The organism is Campylobacter sp. CFSAN093241 (genome assembly GCF_012889595.1).
In the GTDB taxonomy this organism is placed as follows: Bacteria; Campylobacterota; Campylobacteria; order Campylobacterales; family Campylobacteraceae; genus Campylobacter_D; species Campylobacter_D jejuni.
This window is the reverse complement of the sequence record NZ_CP040612.1, coordinates 130175-154288: the sequence shown is the minus strand read 5'-3', so window position 1 is coordinate 154288 and position 24114 is coordinate 130175. Positions and strand designations below refer to the sequence as shown.

The window sequence follows — 24114 nt, the reverse complement described above, 5'->3', positions numbered from 1 at the left end:
ATAATTTTTATATCATTATTAATAATAAAATTCAATATAAAGGAAATATAAATGTTAGATGTAGCAATCATAGGTGGAGGTCCTGCTGGACTTAGTGCTGGACTTTATGCAACTAGAGGTGGTCTTAAGAATGTAGTAATGCTTGAAAAAGGTATGCCTGGCGGACAAATTACCTCAAGTTCTGAAATAGAAAATTATCCAGGTGTAGCCCAAGTTATGGATGGAATTTCTTTTATGGCTCCTTGGAATGAACAATGTATGCGTTTTGGTTTAAAACATGAAATGGTTGGAGTAGAGCAAATTTTAAAAAATAGCGATGGAAGTTTTACCATCAAATTAGAAGGTGGCAAAACAGAACTTGCTAAAGCTGTGATAGTTTGTACAGGCTCGGCTCCAAAAAGAGCAGGTTTTAAAGGCGAAGATGAATTTTTTGGAAAAGGTGTAAGTACTTGTGCAACTTGTGATGGATTTTTTTATAAAAATAAAGAAGTTGCAGTTTTAGGTGGTGGAGATACGGCTTTAGAAGAAGCTTTATATCTAGCAAATATTTGTTCTAAGGTTTATCTTATCCACCGCAGAGATGAGTTTAGAGCGGCTCCATCTACAGTAGAAAAAGTTAAGAAAAATGAAAAAATAGAACTTATTACTAGTGCAAGTGTAGATGAAGTATATGGTGATAAAATGGGTGTTACTGGGGTAAAAGTAAAATTAAAAGATGGTAGTATTAGAGATTTAAATGTTCCAGGAATTTTTACTTTTGTTGGTCTTAATGTAAGAAATGAAATTTTAAAACAAGACGATGGTAAGTTTTTATGCAATATGGAAGAAGGTGGGCAAGTAAGTGTTGATCTTAAAATGCAAACTAGCGTTGCTGGACTTTTTGCCGCAGGGGACCTTAGAAAAGATGCGCCTAAGCAAGTTATTTGTGCTGCAGGTGATGGAGCTGTAGCTGCATTAAGTGCTATGGCTTATATAGAAAGCTTGCATTAAGATTTTATAAAGTTGCTAAAAGCAACTTTATTTTTATTTAGCTTCCTATCACTCCACCATCAAGTTTTCTTATCATCATTACACTTGATCTTGGTGTTTTTCCATAAGGAAAAGTACTACCTTTCAAACCTTCTCCTGGATGTTGTATGCCTACAAACATTGTAGTATAATCCTCACTAAAAGCAATCCCTGTTAATTCACAAGCAATAGGTCCTGTTAAAAAGCGTCTGATTTCCCCTGTTTTTGGATTTGCTGCTAGCATGCAGTTATTTCCCATACCTTCGTATTCATCTTTATTAGAATAAGATCCATCTGTTTGTATCCAAAGTCTTCCATCTCTATCAAATTTAAGTCCATCAGGAGAATTGAATTTATTTTCACTTGTAATATTATTTGAGCCTTTATATAAGCCTTGTTGGTTATCAGGATTTCCAGCAAGAGCAAAAATTTCCCAAGTAAAATCATCGTCTTTATGAGAATTTTTTGGCATCCATTTTAAAATTTGTCCATAAACATTTTTAGTCCTTGGATTTGCTGCATTAGGTTCTTGGCGATTTTTGTTGTTCGTTAGTGTTGCAAATACCTCTTTAGAACCACTTTGTTTATGGCTTGCTATCCATTCACATCTATCCATAGGAGTTGCACCTACAATGCTTGCGGCAAGACGCGTATTGATGAGTACTTGAGCTTGAGACTTAAAACCATTTTTTTCATCTAGGCCGTTTTTGCCATATTCTAAGGCTATCCATTTTCCCTGTCCTTTAAAATCTCCCACATTGCCGTTAAACTGTCCTACATACAAAGTGCCTTCATCTAAAATTTTACTTGTATCAGTACCTTTTTTGTATTTGTGTTTGCTAACAAATTTATAAATAAATTCATTCATCTCATCATCACCCATATAAACTATAACAGAACCATCTTTTTCTACGATAATTTCTGCATTTTCATGTTTAAAACGCCCTAAAGAAGTTCTTTTAACAGGTGTACTTTTTGCATCAAAAGGATTGATTTCCACTATCCAACCAAAACGATTGGCTTCATCCATATTTTTAGCTAAATCAAATCTTTCATCAAATTTTTCCCATCCATAAAGACTAGTTTTGTTAAATCCATAGCGCTTAAAGGCATCATTAAATTCTAGATTTTCATCTGAACTTCCAAAAAAATTTTCAAAATTTTCTTCACAGGTGATATAAGTTCCCCAAGGTGTTTGTCCATTTGCACAATTTGCAAAAGTTCCATGAACAAATTTTTCATTTTTTAAAACTTCTTTTTTAGCTGCTCCACTTACTTGCATTTTAGTGTTTGCATCGATTCTGCGGTTATACTTAGAGTCTAAAACCACAGTCCAATCATCACCCTTTTTTTCGATTTCTAAGATACTCACACCCACACTGGCTTGTTCATATAAAACATCTTCTTTGCTTAAATTTTTACCATGATGATTAAACATGATTTCAGGATTTATATATTCATTATTAACGGCTAAAATTCCTCTGTTTTTTGAAAGTGGAAAAAAACTCATACCATCATCGTTATCTCCAAAAACCAAATGAGCATTTTTAACCGCATTCATATCGATGATTTTACTTTCATCATAAGGTTTTGCTTTACTAAAAAGTGGATCACCCCAAGAAATTAAAACCTTTGCTTCATAACCTTGTGGTACTATAACTTTATCTTGCGTGCTTGCACTAACAGCTTTAAAACCTAGCAAATCCTTATCCTTAAGCATAGCAGCACTTAAATTTGAACTTGCAAAAAAAGCCACCATAGAACCTAAAGCTGAACCTTTTAAAAACAATCTTCTTTCCATTTGTTTTTACTCCATATTAAAATTTAAAACAATGGAAGTATAAAAATATTTGGAAACTTTTTAGAAACTTTGATGAAAAATTTAAATTGAAGGAAAAATTTATACCTAGTTTTTCACTAGGTATAAATGACTAATTAAAACCTCTTCTTCTTAACATCTTCTAAGATATTATTAGCTATATCACTTACTGTACTAGAAATAATAGCTGATTCATTAGCAATTTCAACATTATCTTTAGTAGTTTGATCAATTTGAGCTACGCTATCATTGATTTGAGTGATACCTGCAGTTTGTTCTTTAATACTTTCTGCCATATCATTGATAGATTGAACAAGTAAATTAGTATTAGCTTCAATTTCAGATAAAGACTTTTGAGTTCTTTCAGCTAGTTTTCTAACTTCATCAGCTACCACTGCAAAGCCTCTACCATGTTCTCCAGCACGAGCTGCTTCAATAGCTGCATTTAAAGCTAAAAGATTGATTTGATCTGCAATATCACCTATAATACCTGTAACATTTTTAATCTCTTCAGATTGAGTGATAACATCACTAGTTTTAACTGAAACATTTTGCATAGAAGAAGTGATCTCTTCTAAAGCTGCTGCAGTTTCTTCTAAAGATTGAGCTTGAGAATTTGAAGAAGTGGTTAAGCTTTGAACAGCAGTTTGTAATTTTCCACTTTCATTAGCTAAAGCATTAGCAAAGTCTGAACTTTGTTTTAGCATTTTAACTATTTCATCACCTAAAGCATTAGTAGTTAATTCTACACTACCGCTAGCATTTTCTAATTTATTTCTAAAGTCTAAGCTTTTGTATTCTTCAAAAATTTTATGAATAGCATTCATATCAGAACCTACTCTAGCTTGTAAAACATCAAGAAGTTTATTTAGAACATTTTTAAGTTCAATAAGCTGTGGGTTTCTTGGATTAGCAGTAATTCTTGCTGTTAAATTACCACCTTCTACAACTGATACGGTTTGAACTGATTCTTTAACGGCTTGATTGTCTTGTTCTAAGCCTCTTTTAGTAGCAAGAATGTTTTCATTGATAGCATTTGAGATTTGTCCAAATTCATCATTGCTTTTTACTTCTATAGTAGAAACATTTTTTGTTTTATAGTTGATAAAATCAAAGAATGAAGTTAAACCTGTTTGGATAGCTGCAAGTGGGGAGAGGTATTTTGATACGATGAAATAAAGGAGGATGACGCTAATAATACTTGTAAAAATAACAATCGCAGTTTGTATAAATGCAATTTTATAAACTGGAGCTTCTATTTGTTCTATTGGCTCTCCAACGCAAGCAGTATAAATTCCAGAAACCTTTGTGCATACAGCAAATCTTTCATTACCATCTTTTGGTCTAGTATACTCAAAAGGTTCAAGATCCTCTTTAGTTTTAGCAAGATTTGCAATTGCACTAATATCATAACCTTTTTGTAAAAGAGCTTTGTCTGTAGAAACAAATACTTTATTTTCTTCATCAAATACAAAAGTTCTACCTGGTAAATTTTCAAATTCAGCTTGCAAATCTGCCGCAAGAATATCTACAGCCAAAACCCCTATAAATTTACCATCTTTATAAAGCGGAATAGAATATGTAAAGCAAGGTAAATTTGTAGTTACATCAATATAAGATGGGGTAATATAAAGTTTATTTGTTTTAACTGCTTCTATATAATACTCTCTTGTTCTAGCATCATAATTATCAGCTTTTCCATAAGTTCCAAAATCTAAATTTTTAGCATCAGAGTCTGGATCGCTTACAACAAGTTCGCCATTTGGTTGAGCAATATAAACTGCTAAGAATCTTCCAGCATCTCTAAAATTCTTTAAATCTTTTCCAACATAATGCATTAAAGCATCTTGACTATCTAACTGTTCTATAGGATGCTTTAAAATACTTTTAGCTAAACTTTCAAGAGCTAAAGAATTTCTTGCCTTAAAAGACTCTATAGAATTTTTAGCCGTTTTAACATAATTTATTTCAGCATTCACAACTTCATGAAAAATTGCTTGCTTTACAAATATAAATGTTACAACACCTAAAATTATCAAACACACTACTGCGATTAAATTTGCAATCAGTGAAACCTTCAATTTTACGCTTTTCATAATTTAAGCGCTCCTTTCTAATATTATTTTATAGAGATATCTACATAAAGTTTTAGAATTATAAATTAAAAAATCTAGATTTTTACTTAAATATAAAAGTAATAAAAAATTTTATTTAAATAAATATCGCTTCGAAAATTCTATGTATTAAGCTTAATATCGTTATAATTTAAAAAATTTATATCGAAAGGAAATATTTTGAAAAAAATTATATTATTTATCTTATCTTTAGGGATATTTTATACTTTCACACAAGCTAAAAATTTAGAGCAAGAACAAAATACTAGTAGCAATTTAGTTAGTGTCAGTATAGCACCTCAAGCATTTTTTGTTAAAAAAATAGCTGCAAATACTCTAGATATCAATGTTATTTTGCCCCCAAATAGCAATGAGCATAATTTTGAATTTAAACCAAGTACTATGAAAAAACTTGAAAAAAGTGATATTTATTTCACTATAGGCTTAGAATTTGAAAAAGTTTTTACGGATAAATTTAAACAAAATTTTCCAAAACTTCAAGTTGTAAATATGCAAAAAAACATAGCTTTGATTCAAACTCATGATACACACGAACACTCTCATGAGCATGAACACCACGAACATGAGCATTTTGATCCTCATACTTGGCTAGATCCTATTTTAGTCCAAACTATGGCTTTAAATATTTATGACACCTTAATTCAAAAATATCCACAAAATGAAAATTTATATAAAGAAAATTTAGATAAATTTTTAGCAGAATTAGATAGTTTAAATTTACAAATTGCCTCAAAATTAGAAAAATTAAAAAATAGAGAATTTGTAGTTTATCATCCTTCTTGGACATATTTTGCAAAACGCTATAATCTTACGCAAATTCCTGTAGAAATTTTAGGCAAGGAACCAAAAAGCAAAGATTTGCAAAAACTTATCACTCTAATGAAAGATAAAAATTTAAAAGTCATTTTTGTTCAAAATGGTTTCCCTGAAAATGCAGCAAAAACACTTGCTAAAGAATGTGATGCAAAAATTTACAAAATAGATCATTTATCTTATGATTGGGAAAATGAGCTTTTAAAAACTGCTGATGCCTTTTCTCATAATTTATAATCAGGTTTTTTGATGCTTTTTTTTGAAATTTCTAATCTAAACTACGCTTATGATAATGAAATCATCTTAAAAAACATCAATCTTAGCTATGACAATAAAGACTTTCTCTCTATCATAGGTCCAAATGGTGCAGGAAAATCAACACTCGTAAAACTTATCTTAGGACTTTTAAAATCCAAAAATGAAATCCATTTCAAAGCTCTTCAAAGAAAAGAAATAGGCTATGTTCCTCAACACACTCTAGCCAATCCTAATTTTTGCCCAAGAGTACTTGAAATCGTTCTTATGGGACTTGTAAGTAAAAAAATTTTTGGTTTTTATGGGAAAAAAGATAAAGAAAAAGCTATGCAAGCTTTAAAAAGTGTAGGAATGGAAAAATTTTGGAACAAAACCATTGATTCTTTAAGCGGAGGACAAAGGCAACGTGTTTTTATCGCAAGAGCCTTAGCTAGTGAATGCAAAATGCTTATTTTAGATGAACCTACCGCAAGCGTTGATAACAAGTCTGCTATACAAATTTTTGAACTTCTAAGCTCTTTGCACCAAAAAGGCATGGGAATTTTACTCATTTGTCACGATATCAACCTTGTATTAGCTTATAGCGATAAAATTGCACATTTAAACAAAGAACTTTTCTTGCATACCAACACTAAAGAAAAAGAAAAAAGTTCATTTTTAAAACACTTATACGAAAACCACTCTCATTTTTGTGATGTAGAAATGAGTTTAAATACTTGTTTTTGCGATGAAGAAAATTGCGATAGTAAAAAACTATGCGAACAAGAATTTACAAGAAGAAATTTGAAAAAAACAGAATTTAAAAAAGAAAATTTTTGTTTAAAATTTTCAAAGGAAAATAATGCTTGAAATTTTAAATTTCACCTTTTTTCAAAACGCTTTACTAGGAGCGATTTTAGTCAGTATAGCTTGTGGGATCATAGGTACTTTGGTGATGATAAATCGCCTTTTTTCTATGGCTGGAGGTATAACACATGGGGCTTTTGGTGGTATAGGTATAGCTTTTTATTTCTCTTTGCCTATTTTATTAAGCACGGGAATATTTACTTTATTTTTGGCTTTTTTAGTAGCTTTTTTAGCTAAACGCTATGAACACAGAAGTGATAGTATTATCGCTGTAATCTGGGCTTTTGGAATGGCTGTTGGGATTATTTTAATCGATTTAAGCCCTAGTTATAACACAGATTTAATGGCTTATCTTTTTGGGAGCATTTTGGCTGTAGGAACACAAGATTTATGGCTTATGGCTTTGGTTGATAGCGTGGTGGTGCTTTTGATCTTTTTATTTTATAGACAATTTGAAGCATTAAGCTTTGATGCGGAATTTGCAAAAGTTCGTGGTATCAATACAAGTTTTTTTCATTATCTTTTAATCGCCCTTATGGCTTTTTGTATAGTTATTTCTATACGCCTTGTAGGGCTTATTTTGGTTATGGCTTTACTTAGTATCCCAAGCTTTATTGCTGAAAATTTCACCAAAAAACTTGGCTTTATCATGGTTTTAGCAAGTTTTTTAAGTATGATTTTTTGTGTTTTAGGACTTATACTTAGCTATTATCTTAACCTCTCAAGCGGTGCTTGTATCATAGCTGTAGCTTGTTTTGGTTTTTTAATGCATTTGATAGGCAAATTTTTAAAAAGGTAAAGGTGCAAAACACACTTGCACTTTTATATCTTTTTGCCCTTGTTCTTTAAAATACAAATGTTCGCTTGCCTTAAAAACAAAAAATTTTTCTGCGATTTTTCTTTGTAAATCTTGAGTTTTTTCACATAAAGGATACACAAGTTTAATATCATAAATTTTAAATTTGCAAGCATAAGCAAACATTTGATACAAATCGCTTTGTTCTATACCCTGTTTTTTCTCATCTTCACTATCATTTGGAATTTTCCATTTGGTATCTAGGATCATTTTATTTTCTATATATAAATCAGGCTTTAACATGAAACAATTTTCATCATTTTTTGAGATTAAATACTTTCCATTGTTTTGAACTTTAATATCTTGAGCTGGATTTACTTTTTTTAGCATATAAGCTACATAATCTTCAAAAATTTTCTCCATAGGAAAAAGCAAAGCAAAAGCTTCATTTTTACCATGATAAGGCATAAAACTTTCATTTTTTAAGAAAATTTTACACCACAAAAGCAAGTTTTCATAATAATCAAAATGTCTTGAAATTTTATAACTAAAATCTTTTTCATAATTTTTAGAAAATTCTACCTCATCGAGAATTTGCATAGATTTTATAAGTCTAAATTTATTCAAACTTGTTTTTGATTTTAAAAAATTTAGCGTTGATTTTATCAAACGATTGGGTGCTATATCTAAAACAAACTCATCATTGCTTGTAAAAAATCTTTCTTTGTGTATCAAATTTCGCTTGATATGCTCGTTAAATAGTAATTTTCCCTTTAAAAAAGCCCTATTTTCTTCGCAACTTAGATAAGATCTCATCAAGCCTTTTTTATATACGCTATCAAATTCATCTAAAAACATAGTGATAAACACTTCAAATAAAGGAATTTTAGAACTTTGCAAAGATGAAATTTGCGATTTTTTAAACGGGGAGTTTTTTAAGGTTTTTAGCATATTTATCAAAAGATTTTTAGGATTAAATTTAAAATCTTTTTCATAAAAATCATTATTTTTAGAAATATTGTCTAATTCATAACATCTTCTTAGTTTTTCTTTGTCATGATTTGAAGAACTATCTTCTTTTTTATAACTATCTAAATTCGTGCATTTTGGCAAAATCTCCAAAACCCCGCTTTTAGTCTGTATAATGCCGACATAATTTTTAGCTTTTAAGGAATTTTTGTTTTTAAAGCCTAGAAGATTTTCATTATTTTTTGCAAAGTCTTCTAGCTCTTTATAAAACCCTTCGGCCTTTTCTTTGAAAATTTCTTTTAAATCTTCTTTAGAAAAAGCTTGGTATTCGATGATGGAAAAAATACTATTCATTTTCGTTTTTTAATTTATTTGCTATTTCATCATTATAAATTGCTTGATATATTTCTATTTTATCCCAAATTTTATCATCAAATGAAGCAATATTATAAATACTTCTCTCGCTATTAACACTATCTAGATTTTTTATTTTTTGAAGATATTTATCGTCTTTTTTATCTTCAAAAATCATACCATTATCATTTAAAACCGCATTAATCAAAGCATAATCATTATAAAAATACTCTTGCAAAAGCGGGATAATTTTGTTTTGAAAAACTTTTTTTAACTTTGAGATACTTAAAACATACCAATCTTCTTCATATTCATCTGGCTTAATCCAATTATTTTTATTAAATTTAACAGCTTCACTCATAAAAAATGCATGCCCTATAGTTTTTTCTCTATCTAATAAAAATTCAATTCTTTTATTTATACTTATTAAAATATTTTGAAGTATCTCTGCATAACCCTCTGTTTTAGCATCATCTCCTAAATAATCTTCGTCTTCATTTGGATTTTCTACATCTTTACAAATAAAAACATTATTAAGTAAATCAGAATTAGGCATCATCTCAACAAATTCAAATCTTCTTCTTAAAGCTGTATCAAGAGAAGTTATGCTTCTATCGGCTGTATTCATAGTGCCTATGATATAAACATTTTTAGGCACCCCAAATTCTTCACCGCTATAAGGCAAAGTCACTTTTAACTCTTCTTTTTCACCTATCCTTTTACTAGGCTCTATCAAGGTTATAAGCTCACCAAAAATCTTACTTACATTACCACGATTGATCTCATCGATGATGATTATAAAATTCTTTGTTGTATTATCTTCTGCAATTTCTAAATTGTTAGTGTTATCTTTAGGATTATTTAGATTTATCTTTGCTAATAAATCATTAGAACTAATTCTATATAACTCATAAACGGTTTTTTGCACTAAAATTTTATCATTATTTAAGTCAAGAATATTTATTTCATTATCTTTGGAAATCCATTTAACTTCTCTATAAGTTTGATATTCTCCATCACTATATTTAACATCACTTACAATAACCCCTACACCTTTTATAGTTTTTGAAGTATTAAAAACACATACCAAATCTCCTATTTGCATGTATTCTACAAAACTTATTATACTATTTTTATCATTTGAACCTAAATTTAAAAAACGCTCATCTTTATTTTTTGGAATATCATTCCAACCTATACAAATTTTATTTTTTTCAAAACACTCATCTCTTAATGAAGCATTAACTCCTAAAGAAATTTTCCAAACTTTTGAATTTTTATCAATAGATATATCTTCATTATTTATAATTTTTCTTTTTTTATCCAAAGCTTTTTTACAAAGCTTTTTAAAAATCCCATCTTTTATATCATATTTTACTTCTTGAGAATTTTCATCATTGTCTATTATAGGTTTTATGCCTTCTACAAATTCTTCGTATCCATAGCTTTGATGAAAAGTAGTAAATACTATTTGTCCATTTTTTACATATTCATCAAATAATTTTTTTCTATTTATCCTATCATCTTCGCTTGGAATTTGTATTTTTTCTTCTTTTGATATAATCTCTAAAGCCTTATCTATAGTACGATAAGTTTTTCCTGTCCCTGGAGGCCCATAAAGAATTTGATTTAAGGGTATAATTTTCATATTTGATTCCTCAGATTGCACTCTTTCAGTTATAAAAATATCTTGTTCATAATAATCAATCAAAAAAGCTCTATAATAATTCAATGCACTAGAATACATATTGTTTCCATTGCTGTTTTTTAACTCAAATTCTTCATTTTTATTTAATTTATTTATATTTTGATCAAAACTAAATAAATCACAACTATATAGATTTTCTTTTAAAAATTCTTTTGATATATTTTCTATAACTTGAATATATTTATTTATAGTATTTCTATCTAATTTCTTTTTATTTAAATATTCACTAAATAAATTTTTCATTTTATCTATATAATTTTGGCTATTCATGCCATATTTATTCCATAAAGGAATAGCTATATTTTCTATCATTTTAACTAATGATAAATTTTTATTCTCTAATGATTTTTTATGTATTTGATATATTTTTAATTTTTCTTTAAATTCATTTAAAGATATTAAATCTAAAACATTTTTAGAAAAAATATTAACTATTTTTATATTCTTTACATCTTGATAATGAAAAGCTATTTTCCATTTAATTGCATCCCCAAAATCTATTTTTTCTATAGCTTTTAAATTATTATCTTGACTTGCTTGTATTATTTGTATGATTTTTTCTTTGATATTATTAAATGCTTCATTTTCATTATTGCCATATTTAGCAATCCAAGCATAATTTTGACTATATAATCTACCGTTAGAAGATTCTTTCTGACTTTCATCATTTCTTCTATATATACCAAATTTAAAAGCTGAGCCACCCCAAATACTTCCTAGATTATCCAATTTGCTTTCTATCCAAAAAGTAAAATCATCTCTATTTGGATTATCTTTTTTAATGTTAGTATATTCTTCAAGAGTCATATTTTTAACTTTTTCTAAAGTCCATACTTCTTGAAAATTTAAAAAGCCATCATGCATTTCTTGTAATTTTTTTTCATCTAAATTCCACATTACCAAATCCTTAAATTATGCTATTTTTAAATCATATTTAGATTTCTTACCACTCCACAAAGGTTCTAGCTTTTTTTATATCATTAAAATTTATAGTAGTTTTTTCTTTATTTTCTAAATTTTCTAAAGTGATATTTTCATCATCTACAGCAATGATTTTTGCTTCGAATTTTTCTTTTTCATTGGTTGTGATCTTCACAAGTTCACCTATACTTTTAGCAAAGTGTTCTATCTTGCTAAGTTTTCTTTCAAGTCCTGGTGAAGATACTTCTAAAAAATACTCCCCATTTACAGGTGGCTCTACATCAAAAATAGGCGATAAAATTTCACTAAGCCTTGCACAATCATCAAGATTTACCCCACCTTCTTTTTGCACATAAATTCTATAAATTTTTCTGCCATTTTCACTTACTAGCTCATCATCATAAAAGCTAAGCTCTGCTTCTTTGCAAAGGGCTTCAAGATTCATTTTTATCCTTTTTTATTTTTTCAAAAAGTGCATCCATATGGTTTTGATACTCAAGCCTATCATCAAATTTAAAATGAAAATTCGGACACCTATACCAACCCTGCTCACTCATGCAGTAATTTTGCAAAGCTCTACTTGCCTTTTTTAAAGAAGATAAAATTTTTTCTTGCTCATGAACATTAAAAAACATCTTATCAAGATACACAAAAGCATCATATCTGCCTTTTTTACACTCTACATCCACTACACACAAATTTTTCAAATTTTCATCATCTAAATTTGCTAAAGCTTCAGGGATTAGCTCTTTTAAGATACTTTCAGTGCGTAGTTTTTTAATCTCACTTGGGTTCATAGGCTTGCTTGTTCCTCTACTTCTTTATAGCTTTCTATATAATCACCCACTCTCATATCATCGCACCCTTCTATACCTACGCCACATTCATAGCCTTTTGCCACTTCTTTAGCATCATCTTTAAAGCGTTTAAGTGAGCTTACATTTCCCTCATAAACCACAACTCCATCACGGATAAGGCGAATTTTAGCCCCACGGTTAATCACCCCTTCGGTTACCATACAACCTGCAATTTGTCCGATTTTTGGCACATTGATCACTTGTCTAATCTCTGCTTGTCCTAATTGCTCTTCAGAAATAATCGGACTCATCATACCACCAAGCAAGGCTTTTACATCATCTAAAAGATTATAAATCACATTATAAGTTTTAATTTCTACGCCTTTATCTTTAGAACGCTCTTTAACTTCCCCTGTTGGGCGTATGTTAAAACCTAGTACTATAGAGTTTTCACTCGCACTTGCAAGCTCTATATCACTTTGCGTGATTCCTCCTACTCCACTATGAATGATATTCACTTTAATCTCATCATTTCTAAGTTTTTCTAAACTTGCCTTTAAGGCTTCTAAAGAGCCTTGCACATCAGCTTTTAAAATAACAGGCAAGGCTTTTAGATTACCTTCTTTGATCTTAGCTCCAAGCTCATCAATGCTAACTTTAGTGGATTTGCTAAGTTCTTTTTGGCGATTGTATTCGTGGCGTTTATTAGCATATTCTCTTGCTTCTTTATCGGTTTTTACTGCGATTAAAATTTCACCTGCATCTGCTACTTCACTAAGCCCTACGATAACCCCACATTCGCCTGGTTTAATTTCTTTTAAGGCTTTACCTTGATCATCGCTCATCGCACGCACTTTTCCATAAGCCTCGCCTGCAACCACGGTACTTCCTACAGTAAGTGTTCCATTTTGCACGATGATAGTAGCCACCGCACCACGCCCTTTTTGCACAGAACTTTCTATAATGCTTGCTTTAGCAAAACTTTTTGGATTGGCTTTAAGTTCTAAAATATCAGCTTGTAAAAGCACGATTTCAAGCAAATCTTCAATCCCCATTCCTGTTTTAGCCGAAACTCCTACAAATTCATAAGATCCGCCCCATTCTACTGGCATGATTTCCATTTCTGCGAGTTGAGTTTTTACCATATCGGGATTTGCTGCTTCTTTATCCATTTTATTAATAGCAATAATAATAGGCACACCTGCTGCTTTAGCATGATTTATCGCTTCTTTAGTTTGTGGTTTTACCCCATCATCTGCGGCTACAACGATGATTACAATATCAGTGATACTTGCACCCCTTGCACGCATAGCAGTAAAAGCTTCGTGACCTGGAGTATCAATAAAAGTAATTTTACGCCCGTTTTTTTCTACCATATAAGCACCCACGTGCTGAGTAATACCCCCTGCTTCACCACTTGCAACGCGTGATTTTCTAATATAATCTAACAAAGAAGTTTTACCATGATCAACATGCCCCATGATGGTAATCACAGGTGCTCTAGTCACTAAATCTTTTTCATCAGTCTCTTCTTCATAGTCTTTTACATAATCAAACTCATCAGCCTCGTTAATGATATTGATCTCTATACCAAATTCAGCAGCCAAAATTTCAATCGCATCTTCATCTAAGAAATCATTTTTTGTTGTCATCATTCCAAGCATGAAAAGTTTTGAAATCACTTCACTAGTGCTTTTTCCTATCTTATCAGCGAATTCATATACACGAATTTCTTTAGAAATAGCAACGCTACCTACTTCTTCTACTTCCTTTTTTTCAATCTTTTTAGATGGTTTTTTACGACTTCTTCTTTGAATTCCACCTTCAAGCCCAAAACCCGCAGAATTTCCAACAGCTTGTCTTATAAAATTAGGTTGTTTTTTATTGATATTTTGTGGTTTTTCTTGTTCTTTTACACTAAAATCAGGTAATACTACCTCATCTTCATCATCTAAAGAAATATCACCAAAATCATGTTCATCTAAAAAATTCATTTTTTCGGTACTTTCTTTTTTACTCGCAACAAAAGATTTTTTTTCTTTTTTCTTTTTCTTTAAACTCTCATCAGCATTTGAAAACATAGTTTTTAAACTTAAGCGCTCTTCATTATTGATAGATATATCATTTGAATTTTTTACTTCTTCTTTTTTAACTTGAATTTCTTCTTCGTCTTTTTTCTTTTTAACAATAACAAGTCCGCGTCTTTTGGCTAAAGTTGCACTAGCAAGGCTTTGTGGCTTATGAGCATCAATAATTTCTTGTTTTTCTTCCTCTTTTGCATTTTCTTTTTCAATTTTTAATTCTTCTTTTTTAACTTCTTGTTTAAGCTTTTCTTCTTTTTTAGGTTCTTTTTTTTCAGATTCATTTAGCTTTTCTTGTTCTTTTATATTTTCTTTTTTAGGCTTTTTTGCCGTAGGAGTTTTGATATTTTTCTTAAAAGCTTCTGGAATTTCTCTTGTTTGTATATACTCATAAATAGCTGCCGCAATCTCAGGTTCTACAGCATTTGATGCTGTTTTAATTCCAAGTCCTAATTCATTTGCCTTTTCAATAATTTCCTTACTATCATAACCTAATTCTTTTGCGATTTCATGAATTCTAATCTTTGCCATTTAAAAATATCTCCTTAAGTCCTTGCTGAGTAATTTTAGTATTTAAATTTTTACATATTTTAGAAAATGCTTTTTGTAAGACTTTATCTTCTCTCTCAATACAATTTTGACATAAATATCCGCTTCTTCCATGTTCTGCTTTAGGCACAATATCTCCTAAAACAACTTTAAATCTAAATAACATATTTTGCTCAAAGCGGTTTTTACACACTATGCACATTCTAATTGGTATATGTTTTTTCAAAATTATATCTTTTTTTTATATTTTTTAGCAAATTTCAAAGCCATTATCATCAAATTCTAAATATTGCACACGAAAATCTTTAAATTTTGTTTGTATTTTCTTTGCCAAAGCTAAAGCGTCATCTTTAAAAGCTAAAGAAAAAAAGCTCGATCCCGAACCTGAAAGTGTGCTCATTAAAGCTTTATTTTCTAAGGCAAATTTTTGCACTTCAAAAAGCTCGGGTAAGTTTTTCATACGATTGATTTCATGGAGCTTATCTTGACTTGCAAATTTTAAAAATTCATATTTTTTCTCCAAAAAACAAGCGGTTAAAAATGAAGCATGAGAAAGGTTGAAAACCGCATCATTAAAACTTAAATTTTTGGCCAAAGCTTGGCGTGATTGTTCCGTGCTCATTGCCAAATTTGGGATCACAACCACAGCAGCTAAATCTTTATCAATCTCTTTTTTGATACTATAAACTTTATTTTTTTCAACCAAAGAACACACAAAACCACCAAGAGTAGCTGGAGCGATATTATCTGGATGGTTTTCATAAATTAAAGCTTCATCTAAAATACGTTCTTTTTCTACCTTAAATCCACTCATATAATAAGCACTGGCAATAGCTCCAACAATCACAGCTGAAGAGCTTCCTAATCCTCTTGAAAGAGGAATGTTATTTTGAAAAATAAAACGAAAATTATCTTTTTTTCCGCTTAGTTTTTCATAAATTTCATAAAAAATATTTACAAATATATTGTTTTTTTTAAGAAAAATATTATCACTTCCCTCGCCTCCAATACTAATGCTAAAAACACCTGATTTTTGGATTTGAGTTTCATTAAAAAGCTTTAAACTAAGTCCTAAACAATCAAAACCTGGCCCTAAATTCGCACTCGTAGCTGGAACTAAAATTTTCAAATTTCATCCTAAATTGCATCTAAAAAATAAAAGGGAAGATTATCATTATTTAGTTTAAGCTCTTGTAAATTTTTTGGTAAAAAAAACTCTGCTGGGATATTTTGCTCTAAATAAATTTCACCTTCCTTATATACAAAACAAAAATTTTTATTTGCACTTATGGGTTTATAGCCATTTAATTCAAAAGCACTCACCGCAAATAAAGGAATATTTTTTACTATACTTAAAGTACTCAAACTTACATAAGAAATTTTAATCCCCATATAAGAACCTGGACCATTAGCATAGATTAAACTTGTAAAATCATACTCTTTAAGCAATTCATCTAAAATTTTTGGTAAAAATTCGCTTGCTTTTTCTTCACTTTTATAAGTTTTTATAAGTTTATCATCTTGATAAATTCCGATCATTAAAGGCTTAGATAAAGTATTAAGTAAAAGAGAAGTTTTTATGCAAATACCTTTTCATAAGCTTTTTGGGTTGTTTTTTCAAGGCTTACAATTTCATAAGCATCTTTATCTTTTAAAACTTCTTTAGTAAGTAAATGATTTAAATGATGGCTCCCAGCATATGAAGTATAATCCCCAAAAACACGATATCCAAGTAAGGTTAAATCTCCAATTGCATCTAAAATTTTATGTCTTACAAACTCATCTTTGAAACGCAAACCTTCAGGATTTAAAATACGATTTTCATCTACCACTATAGTATTTTCTAAACTTCCACCTAGTGCTAAATTCATACTCCTAAGAGCTTGAACATCTTTTAAAAAACCAAAAGTTCTAGCTCTTGCTATGTTTTCTATATAATTTTTTTTGCTGAATTCAAAATTGTAACTTTGTTCACCTATAACAGCATTGTCAAATTTAATTGTGTAATTAATACGGGGTTCTTTAGTAGGAGTTAAACGCACAAATTTATTACCATCTCTTACTTCTATAGGCTTTTTAATTACCATAATTTTTTTAGGCGCATCAAGTTCTTTTACCCCTGCTTCATCAAGCATCATACAAAAACTAATACTTGATCCATCCATAACAGGAGCTTCATTTGCATTTAAAACTATGCGTACATTATCGATTCCATAAGCATTAATCGCACTCATTAAATGCTCTATTGTAGAAATAAACCCTCTTTCATCTCCTAAAACAGTTGCCATTTGAGTATTGATCACATTTTCAGGACTTGCCTTATAGCTTGCATTAAGATCACTTCTAAAAAATACTATACCACTATTTGCTTCTAAAGGCTCTAAAGTAATTTCTATGGGTTCACCCTTATGAAGTCCTATACCTACGCCTTTGACAGTTTTTGCTAAAGTTAATTGTTTCATTAATTTTTTCCTAAAATTATCTTTTTACCATCATTTAAAACATTGTAAATATTATTTTCTATCCATTTTTTATCTTGCCATTGTTCAGGACGCGTTTCAACCCCTTGAACCAAAACTCCAAAATGCAAATGATCGCCTAAGGCTAAACCACTTGTTCCTGTTTTGCCTATAATGCTTTGTTTATTAATCATTTCATCTAAATCAACATTTTTAGAAGAACAGTGCCCATAAAGACTATATACTCCAAAACCATGATAAACAATTAAATTTAAACCATAAATTCCATTTTCAGCAGCAAAAACAACCTTGCCTGCGTTATTACTTATGATAGGAGCTTGTGCTACGCTTGCTAGATCAAGCCCCATATGATAAGAATCACTCACAAATTGCCCATTATAAGAATAATACCTATGATCAGCAAAATCCGCTACTTTCATACCATTTTTAAGAGGTAAAAATAAATTCAAATCAAAATTATCAATTTTTTCCTCAGGTACTTTTGAAGTGATTTCATGGATAAGTTTTTCATTGCTATTTCTTAAAGTTTCATTGACAAACTTAAATTTTTCATAACGATTGAGATTATTATCTTTTGGAGCGTACTGATTTGCTAAATTCTCAATCTTTCCATCTAAAAATTTATCCGTTAGATTGATATTTGAAACACGATATTTACGATTAACAAAATAATACCTTATACGTTCTTTTGAAATATTGCCCGCTTTATCCGTAGCGATAACAAATGCACGAAATTCCTCATCTCTTGCATCCCAAGCAATCAAAGCCGCATAATATCCTTCTTTTACATAAGGTGTGGCTTTAAAGATTTTACCTTTATTTGTTTCTATATACACCTTATCTAAATTAGCATCATCAGCCTTAAAAACAACTGCCCCAGCACCACCTTGCTCGATTTGGTAAGAATTGCTTATGATATTGATTTTTGGAGCCGTATTATCTACTAATACCGCAATTTGTTTTCTTGCTTCATTGCCACTAAAAAAATTCCAAAAACTAGAATCTTTAGCTATCACCTCCAAAACAAAAGATTTTACATTTTCTTTGTAACCAAATTTTGGCAAAGCAACTTGTAAGGTAATATCTTTTAAATTAGAAATCTTTTCATCTGCTATAACCATTGCACTAGTATTGTCGTCTTTATGCAATATAATTTGTACGTTTTTGATAGAACTTTCATCATCTTTAATATGCACTAAAATAGGTTTTTTAAGATCAGTATATACAACATCTGGCATTAAAATTTGAGGAGGATTTTTTTCAAAAATACTTAATCTTGAAATAAAAAAAATCAAAATTGCTATTAAAACTAAAATTAAAACAGATAAATAAGTTTTGCCTTTTCTTTTTGCCATAACCTTCCTTAAAAATTTTCAATGTTTTTGTTGCTTTTAATATAAATTCTATTATATTTTCAGTAAATATCTAGCAAATTTATAAAATTTCTCTTAGGGTATTAGCCTGTTTCATCCATTCTCTTAATTCATCGTTTTTGTCTAATTGTATCATTTGTTTACATCTCTCTAATTCTTGTTGAAAAAAATCAATAGAACTTAATAAGTTATCTTTATTTTGTAAAAAAATACTTTCCCACATTTGTGGCGATGATTTGGCAATTCTGCTCATACCTTTAAAAGATCCTCCGGCTAAATGAACAATATTTCTTTTATCTTCTTCCTTCATTACAAAATTTGCCAAAGAAAAACTTATAACATGAGGCAAATGAGAAATAATAGCAGCATGATGATCATGGGCTTTACTATCCATAAAAACAATTTTCATCCCTAAATGAGAAAAAATTTCTACCGCTCTTTTTTGATGTAAATCATCAGCTATTTCACTATCACAAAGAACACAAACTGCATCTTTATAAAGCTCTTTAAAAGCTGCTTTTGGACCTGAATTTTCAGTTCCTGTCATAGGATGAGCAAAAAGAGTTTGTTTGATTAAATTCTTAGGCAAACTTTCTATAATTTTTCTTTTTGTACTTCCAAGCTCTATAATTGTTACATTAGAAGGCAAATCAACTAACTTTTGCAAAATTTCTATAATAGCATCAACAGGAGTTGCGACAAAAATCATATCACATAAAGCTAAATCTTTAAATTCTATAAGCTCATGAATAAGACCTAATTGCAGGGCATCTTTTTCATTTTCTTTGCTTAAATCCATACCATAAACACAAGAAATAAGCTTATTTTCTTTCAAACAAAGCCCTAAAGATCCACCCATAAGCCCAAGCCCTATAATTGCTATTTTCATACTTTCTACCTTAGTTTTTTTGTTAAATTTTTTTTGCTATTATACAGCTTTTAATAAAGCTTTAGGTAAAAAATCAATGAAAAAACATCTTATTAGTATTTGTGCTTTAGTTGCTATGGCCAATGCAGCAACCATTAAAGATATTAAATTTATCGGATTAAATCATTTATCGAACACAAGCGCTATAAATATCGCGGGGCTTAAAATAGGCGAGGAAATAAATCCTGCAAAAATCAACACTGCTATTCTTAATCTTTATAAACAAAATTATTTCGAAAATATTGCAGTAGAAAACAACAATGGAATTTTGGAAATTATAGTTACTGAAAAACCAACTATAGCAAAGGTTACTATCACAGGTATAGCTTCAAATGATAGAAAACAAGTTGAAAGTATTTTAGGGATTAAAAGAGGTACACTACTTGATGAAGGAAATATAAAAGAAGCTATTGAACGCATTAAAGCTTATTATGAAGCAAAAAGTTATTTTGATACTATTGTAGAATACAAAAAAAAGACTTTAGAAAATACTGATGGACTAGAGCTTGAATTTATAGTAAATCGTGGTGAAAATATCATTATTGATAATGTTCATTTAAGTGGAGCAAAGAAATTTTCATATTCTGATATAGAACCTGCTGTTGTTAACAAAGAAAAAGAATTTATGGGATGGATGTGGGGACGCAATGATGGAAAATTAAAAGTTTTTGAACTTAGTAACGATAGTTCAAGAATTGCTGATGAATATATGAAAAAAGGATATTTAGATGTTCAAGTATCCTCCCCTTATCTTAAAACCTACACAGATACTTATCAAGCAAATTTGACTTATTTTATCAAAGAAGGAAAGCCTTATAAAATTAAAAGTATAAGCATAGAAAATCCTTTATTTGATGATAAGCAAAATGCACAAACCGTAAAAGATTTAAGATCAAGCGCTGGCAAAACTATCAATATCGAAGACATTAGAAAAGATGTTAAAACCATAGAAACACAAAGTGCTGATTTGGGTTATGCGTTTGTAGAAGTCTATCCTGATATTCAAAAAAATGATCAAACTCAAGAAGCCACCGTTGTATTTAAAGTAATCCCTCACGATAAAGTTTATATAAGAAATGTTATTATTTCAGGAAATTCACGCACCGTAGATCGCGTCATACGCCGAGAATTATATATAACAGAAGGTAATTTATACAATAGAACAGACTTAAGCGAGTCAAAAAATGCTTTAAAAAGAACTTCTTATTTTGACGATGTAAATATCAAAGAAGAAAAAGTTGATGATACACATATTGATTTGATTGTTGATGTTAAAGAAGCTTCTACAGGAGCTATTTCTGGAGGCATTGGCTATGGATCAAGCGATGGTATTTTGCTTAACGCTTCTTTATCGGATACAAATATCTTTGGTTCAGGAATAAAAAGCTCTGTAAGCGTAGATAAAAGCGATGATACTTTATCGGGAAGGATTAGTCTCGTAAATCCACGCGTTCTTGATAGTCAATATAGTCTGGGTGGAACACTTTATTCAAATGACTATGAATGGGATAATTATTCAGAAAAAAATTACGGCTTTGATATAACAATTGGACGCCAATTTGCAAGATACTATAATGTAAGCTTAACTTATAATCTTGAACAAAGCGATATATATCACTTAAGTCCAACTCTTTTAAGAACAGGATATGAACTTGGCAAAAGTATTAAAAGCTCTATAACTCCAGCAATCACCTTTAACGATACAGATGATTATTATCTGCCACGATCAGGTATTATTGCTTCAACTAGTTTAGAATACGCTGGACTTGGCGGAGATCAAGAATTTATTTCATCAAGCTCTAAATTTAACTTTTATCAAGGTTTGCAAGACTATATAGGATATGATCTTATTTATCGCTATAAAGCGAGTTTTTATAAAGTATGGGATGAAGGTTATTTACCAATTAACCAAAGAATTTATTTAGGTGGTATTAGATCGATACGCGGTTTTGAAAGCAGAACAGTAAGTCCTAAAAATCAATGGGGAGATGAAATAGGCGGAACCATAGCTTTTGCCAATTCCGTAGAACTTAGTTTTCCTTTGATTGATAGAATCAAACTTCGTGGTAGCGTGTTTTTTGATTATGGTATGATAGGGCGTAAAAATTTAGATGAAATAAAAAGAATGAGTACAGGTATAGGCATTGAATGGATTACACCTATTGGACCTTTACAACTTGTATTTGCCAAACCTCTTAATGATAAAAAAGGTGATGATACTAATAGTTTTGAATTTAATCTTGGAACACGCTTTTAATGAAAGAATTTTTAGATGCTTGCTTGAATGCAAATTTGCAAATACGCAAGTATCTAAACAATATCCCACAAAATGATCTTAAACTTTGCTCTAAATTAGGCTATGATAAAAATCAAGGCTATGAGCTTGACTTAAAATGTGAACAAATTTTCATAAAATATCTTAGTTGTTTTGGACAAATTTTTTCTGAAGAAAGCGGATTGATCGGAAAAGCTAGCCCAAAACAAATGATTCTTGATCCTTTGGATGGAAGTTCAAATTTTGTTTCTAAAATACCATTTTATGGAACTTCTATAGCTCTTATGGAAAAAGATCAGGCAAAAAGCGCTTTTGTTTGCAATCTTGTCAGTCAAGAAATTTTTGCTTTTAATAACAAACAAGCTTTTAAATCCAATCTTTCCGATCCAAAATACTCACCCTTAACACCTAATCTATTTTCTAAAATAGGTATAGTTGAAAAAATTTCACTTTATCCAGAACTTCTCGATTTTTTAACAAAAAATCAATTAAAATTTCGCTCTTTGGGTGCAACAGCCTTAAGTCTTGCTTATGCTTCGTATTTTAGTTTTGTATTAATTCTTGGAAAAACACGAATTTTTGATACAGCAGCTGCTTTAGCAATTCATCAAAATTTATATATAGAAAAAAATGAAAATTTCCTTCTCCTAAGCCAAGACAAAAAAATTTTTGATATAATCTTAGAATTTTTAAAAAATAATTAGGTGAATATATGAATTTTGCAGATATTTTTTCAAAAATAAGAAGACAACAACCTAGCGTTAAAGAAGCGCCAAATCACTGGGTAAAGTGCCAAAGTTGTCATGCTTTGATGTATTATAAAGAAATAGAATCTTGTTTTAATGTTTGTCCTAAATGCAATTATCACATGAGAATTTCAGCTGATGAACGCATTAAACTTTTAAGCGATGAAGGCAGTTTTATTGAGTATGATGCAAATTTAGAAGCTATAGATCCTTTAAAATTTGTTGATAGCAAATCCTATAAAAAACGCCTTAGCGAAGGTGAAAGTAAAACAGGTAGAAAAAGTTCTGTCATCAGTGGAGAATGTGAAATCAATGGTTTAAAAACCCAACTTGTTGTATTTGATTTTTCTTTTATGGGCGGATCTTTAGGTTCTGTTGAAGGAGAAAAAATTGTTAGAGCTATACAAAGAGCTATCACAAGCAAAACTTCTCTTGTCATCGTAAGTGCAAGCGGTGGAGCTAGAATGCAAGAAAGTACTTATTCTTTGATGCAAATGAGCAAAACTAGTGCTGCACTTAAACTTCTTAGCAAAGAAAAACTTCCTTATATTAGCATTTTAACCGATCCTACTATGGGTGGAGTAAGTGCTTCTTTTGCTTGGCTTGGAGATTTAATCATCGCTGAACCTGAAGCTTTAGTAGGTTTTGCTGGCGCAAGAGTTATTAAACAAACTATAGGAGCAGATTTACCTGAAGGTTTTCAAAAAGCAGAGTTCTTGTTAGAACATGGACTTATAGATGCCATAGTTGAAAGAGGAGAACAAAAACAATATCTTAGCGATGTACTAAAATTTTTTAGTGGAAAATAATTTGCAAGTTAATATCTTTTGTATTCAAAAAAGTGATGAATTTAAAACTTGTAGTGAGAAATACTCTAAACTCATCTCCAAATACGCCACTTTAAAAGAAATAAATGTTTTTAATAAAAAAATAGCCTTAGCTCAAAATTTAAATGCCATAGAAGCAAAAAAAAGCTATGAAGAAGCTTTTATGCCTTATAAAAAAGGCTATTGTATCGCTCTTGATGAAAAAGGGAAAGATCTTACAAGTATAGAATTTGCAAAACTCATCCAAGATAAAAATGAATTAAGTTTTTTTATAGGAGGTGCTTATGGTTTAAGAGAAGAATTTAATCAAAGTTTGGATTTTAGACTATCATTAAGCAAACTTACTTTAGCACATCAATTTGTTAAAACCTTACTTTTAGAACAAATTTATCGTGCATTTTGCATCAACAACAATCACCCTTATCACAAATAGA

At 30.1% G+C, this 24114-nt stretch carries 21 protein-coding genes; 8 read left to right on the top strand and 13 right to left on the bottom strand.

Going from position 1 to position 24114, the window contains the following annotated elements:
- Positions 1-51: 51 nt before the first annotated feature.
- Positions 52-990 carry a thioredoxin-disulfide reductase gene (trxB, locus tag FBE96_RS00730; protein WP_002917406.1) on the top strand — a complete coding sequence of 313 codons (939 nt, stop codon included), beginning with the start codon at positions 52-54 and terminating at the stop codon, positions 988-990.
- Positions 991-1027: 37 nt separating this feature from the next.
- Here trxB and FBE96_RS00725 read toward each other — a convergent pair whose 3' ends face one another.
- Together FBE96_RS00725 and FBE96_RS00720 are read right to left on the bottom strand one after the other, a co-directional pair.
- The gene (locus tag FBE96_RS00725; RefSeq protein ID WP_002917405.1) at positions 1028-2809 is read right to left on the bottom strand and encodes a PhoX family phosphatase; all 1782 of its coding nucleotides are present in this window, start codon (positions 2807-2809) and stop codon (positions 1028-1030) included.
- A gap of 134 nt (positions 2810-2943) precedes the next feature.
- On the bottom strand, positions 2944-4923 hold the full coding sequence (locus tag FBE96_RS00720; protein WP_009881803.1) for a methyl-accepting chemotaxis protein: 1980 nt from the start codon (positions 4921-4923) through the stop codon (positions 2944-2946).
- Between the two features lie 198 nt (positions 4924-5121).
- Between FBE96_RS00720 and FBE96_RS00715 the strand changes: the two genes are divergently transcribed.
- The 3 genes from FBE96_RS00715 to FBE96_RS00705 are packed head-to-tail and all read left to right on the top strand — an operon-like array spanning position 5122 to position 7675.
- Positions 5122-6012, top strand: a complete 891-nt coding sequence (locus tag FBE96_RS00715; protein WP_002917341.1) for a zinc ABC transporter substrate-binding protein — start codon at positions 5122-5124, stop codon at positions 6010-6012.
- A 12-nt stretch (positions 6013-6024) separates the two neighbouring features.
- A complete protein-coding gene (locus FBE96_RS00710; RefSeq protein ID WP_002872247.1) occupies positions 6025-6879 on the top strand; it encodes a metal ABC transporter ATP-binding protein in 855 nt (284 codons plus the stop codon).
- The gene (locus tag FBE96_RS00705) at positions 6872-7675 is read left to right on the top strand and encodes a metal ABC transporter permease (RefSeq protein ID WP_002857348.1); all 804 of its coding nucleotides are present in this window, start codon (positions 6872-6874) and stop codon (positions 7673-7675) included. The genes FBE96_RS00710 and FBE96_RS00705 overlap by 8 nt, the downstream gene beginning before the upstream one ends.
- Here FBE96_RS00705 and FBE96_RS00700 read toward each other — a convergent pair.
- From FBE96_RS00700 to FBE96_RS00650, 11 genes are all read right to left on the bottom strand, one after another.
- The gene (locus tag FBE96_RS00700; protein WP_002858668.1) at positions 7664-8995 is read right to left on the bottom strand and encodes an McrC family protein; all 1332 of its coding nucleotides are present in this window, start codon (positions 8993-8995) and stop codon (positions 7664-7666) included. The two genes, FBE96_RS00705 and FBE96_RS00700, sit on opposite strands and share 12 nt — an antisense overlap.
- A complete protein-coding gene (locus FBE96_RS00695) occupies positions 8988-11600 on the bottom strand; it encodes an McrB family protein (RefSeq protein ID WP_002917339.1) in 2613 nt (870 codons plus the stop codon). The genes FBE96_RS00700 and FBE96_RS00695 overlap by 8 nt, the downstream gene beginning before the upstream one ends.
- A 46-nt stretch (positions 11601-11646) precedes the next feature.
- Positions 11647-12069, bottom strand: coding sequence for a ribosome maturation factor RimP (gene rimP, locus FBE96_RS00690; RefSeq protein ID WP_002857456.1), 423 nt, complete (start codon positions 12067-12069; stop codon positions 11647-11649).
- Positions 12059-12421, bottom strand: coding sequence for a 30S ribosome-binding factor RbfA (rbfA, locus tag FBE96_RS00685; RefSeq protein WP_002778650.1), 363 nt, complete (start codon positions 12419-12421; stop codon positions 12059-12061). The genes rimP and rbfA overlap by 11 nt, the downstream gene beginning before the upstream one ends.
- The gene (gene infB / locus FBE96_RS00680; protein ID WP_002851655.1) at positions 12418-15033 is read right to left on the bottom strand and encodes a translation initiation factor IF-2; all 2616 of its coding nucleotides are present in this window, start codon (positions 15031-15033) and stop codon (positions 12418-12420) included. The genes rbfA and infB overlap by 4 nt, the downstream gene beginning before the upstream one ends.
- Positions 15020-15277, bottom strand: a complete 258-nt coding sequence (locus tag FBE96_RS00675; RefSeq protein ID WP_002859353.1) for a YlxR family protein — start codon at positions 15275-15277, stop codon at positions 15020-15022. The genes infB and FBE96_RS00675 overlap by 14 nt, the downstream gene beginning before the upstream one ends.
- A gap of 24 nt (positions 15278-15301) precedes the next feature.
- Positions 15302-16180: a homoserine kinase gene (gene thrB, locus FBE96_RS00670; RefSeq protein WP_002851909.1), complete on the bottom strand. Its 879-nt coding sequence runs from the start codon at positions 16178-16180 to the stop codon at positions 15302-15304.
- An 8-nt stretch (positions 16181-16188) separates the two neighbouring features.
- Positions 16189-16590 (bottom strand): tRNA (adenosine(37)-N6)-threonylcarbamoyltransferase complex dimerization subunit type 1 TsaB, encoded by a 402-nt coding sequence (locus FBE96_RS00665; RefSeq protein ID WP_002873672.1) that lies wholly within the window; start codon positions 16588-16590, stop codon positions 16189-16191.
- Positions 16591-16628: 38 nt separating this feature from the next.
- Entirely contained in the window at positions 16629-17513 is an 885-nt protein-coding gene (gene lpxC, locus FBE96_RS00660; RefSeq protein WP_002851689.1) for a UDP-3-O-acyl-N-acetylglucosamine deacetylase, read from the bottom strand.
- A complete protein-coding gene (locus FBE96_RS00655) occupies positions 17513-18886 on the bottom strand; it encodes a M23 family metallopeptidase (protein ID WP_002858680.1) in 1374 nt (457 codons plus the stop codon). The genes lpxC and FBE96_RS00655 overlap by 1 nt, the downstream gene beginning before the upstream one ends.
- 79 nt (positions 18887-18965) lie before the next feature.
- On the bottom strand, positions 18966-19793 hold the full coding sequence (locus FBE96_RS00650) for a prephenate dehydrogenase (RefSeq protein ID WP_002851653.1): 828 nt from the start codon (positions 19791-19793) through the stop codon (positions 18966-18968).
- 76 nt (positions 19794-19869) lie between these two features.
- On the opposite strand from FBE96_RS00650, the gene bamA reads away from it, so the two are divergent.
- The 4 genes from bamA to FBE96_RS00630 are packed head-to-tail and all read left to right on the top strand — an operon-like array spanning position 19870 to position 24113.
- Positions 19870-22089: an outer membrane protein assembly factor BamA gene (bamA, locus tag FBE96_RS00645; RefSeq protein WP_002851708.1), complete on the top strand. Its 2220-nt coding sequence runs from the start codon at positions 19870-19872 to the stop codon at positions 22087-22089.
- Entirely contained in the window at positions 22089-22811 is a 723-nt protein-coding gene (locus FBE96_RS00640; RefSeq protein ID WP_002851687.1) for an inositol monophosphatase family protein, read from the top strand. The genes bamA and FBE96_RS00640 overlap by 1 nt, the downstream gene beginning before the upstream one ends.
- Positions 22812-22819: 8 nt before the next feature.
- Positions 22820-23662, top strand: a complete 843-nt coding sequence (gene accD / locus FBE96_RS00635; RefSeq protein ID WP_002851791.1) for an acetyl-CoA carboxylase, carboxyltransferase subunit beta — start codon at positions 22820-22822, stop codon at positions 23660-23662.
- Between the two features lies 1 nt (position 23663).
- Positions 23664-24113, top strand: a complete 450-nt coding sequence (locus FBE96_RS00630) for a 23S rRNA (pseudouridine(1915)-N(3))-methyltransferase RlmH (RefSeq protein ID WP_002851666.1) — start codon at positions 23664-23666, stop codon at positions 24111-24113.
- Position 24114: the final 1 nt, after the last annotated feature.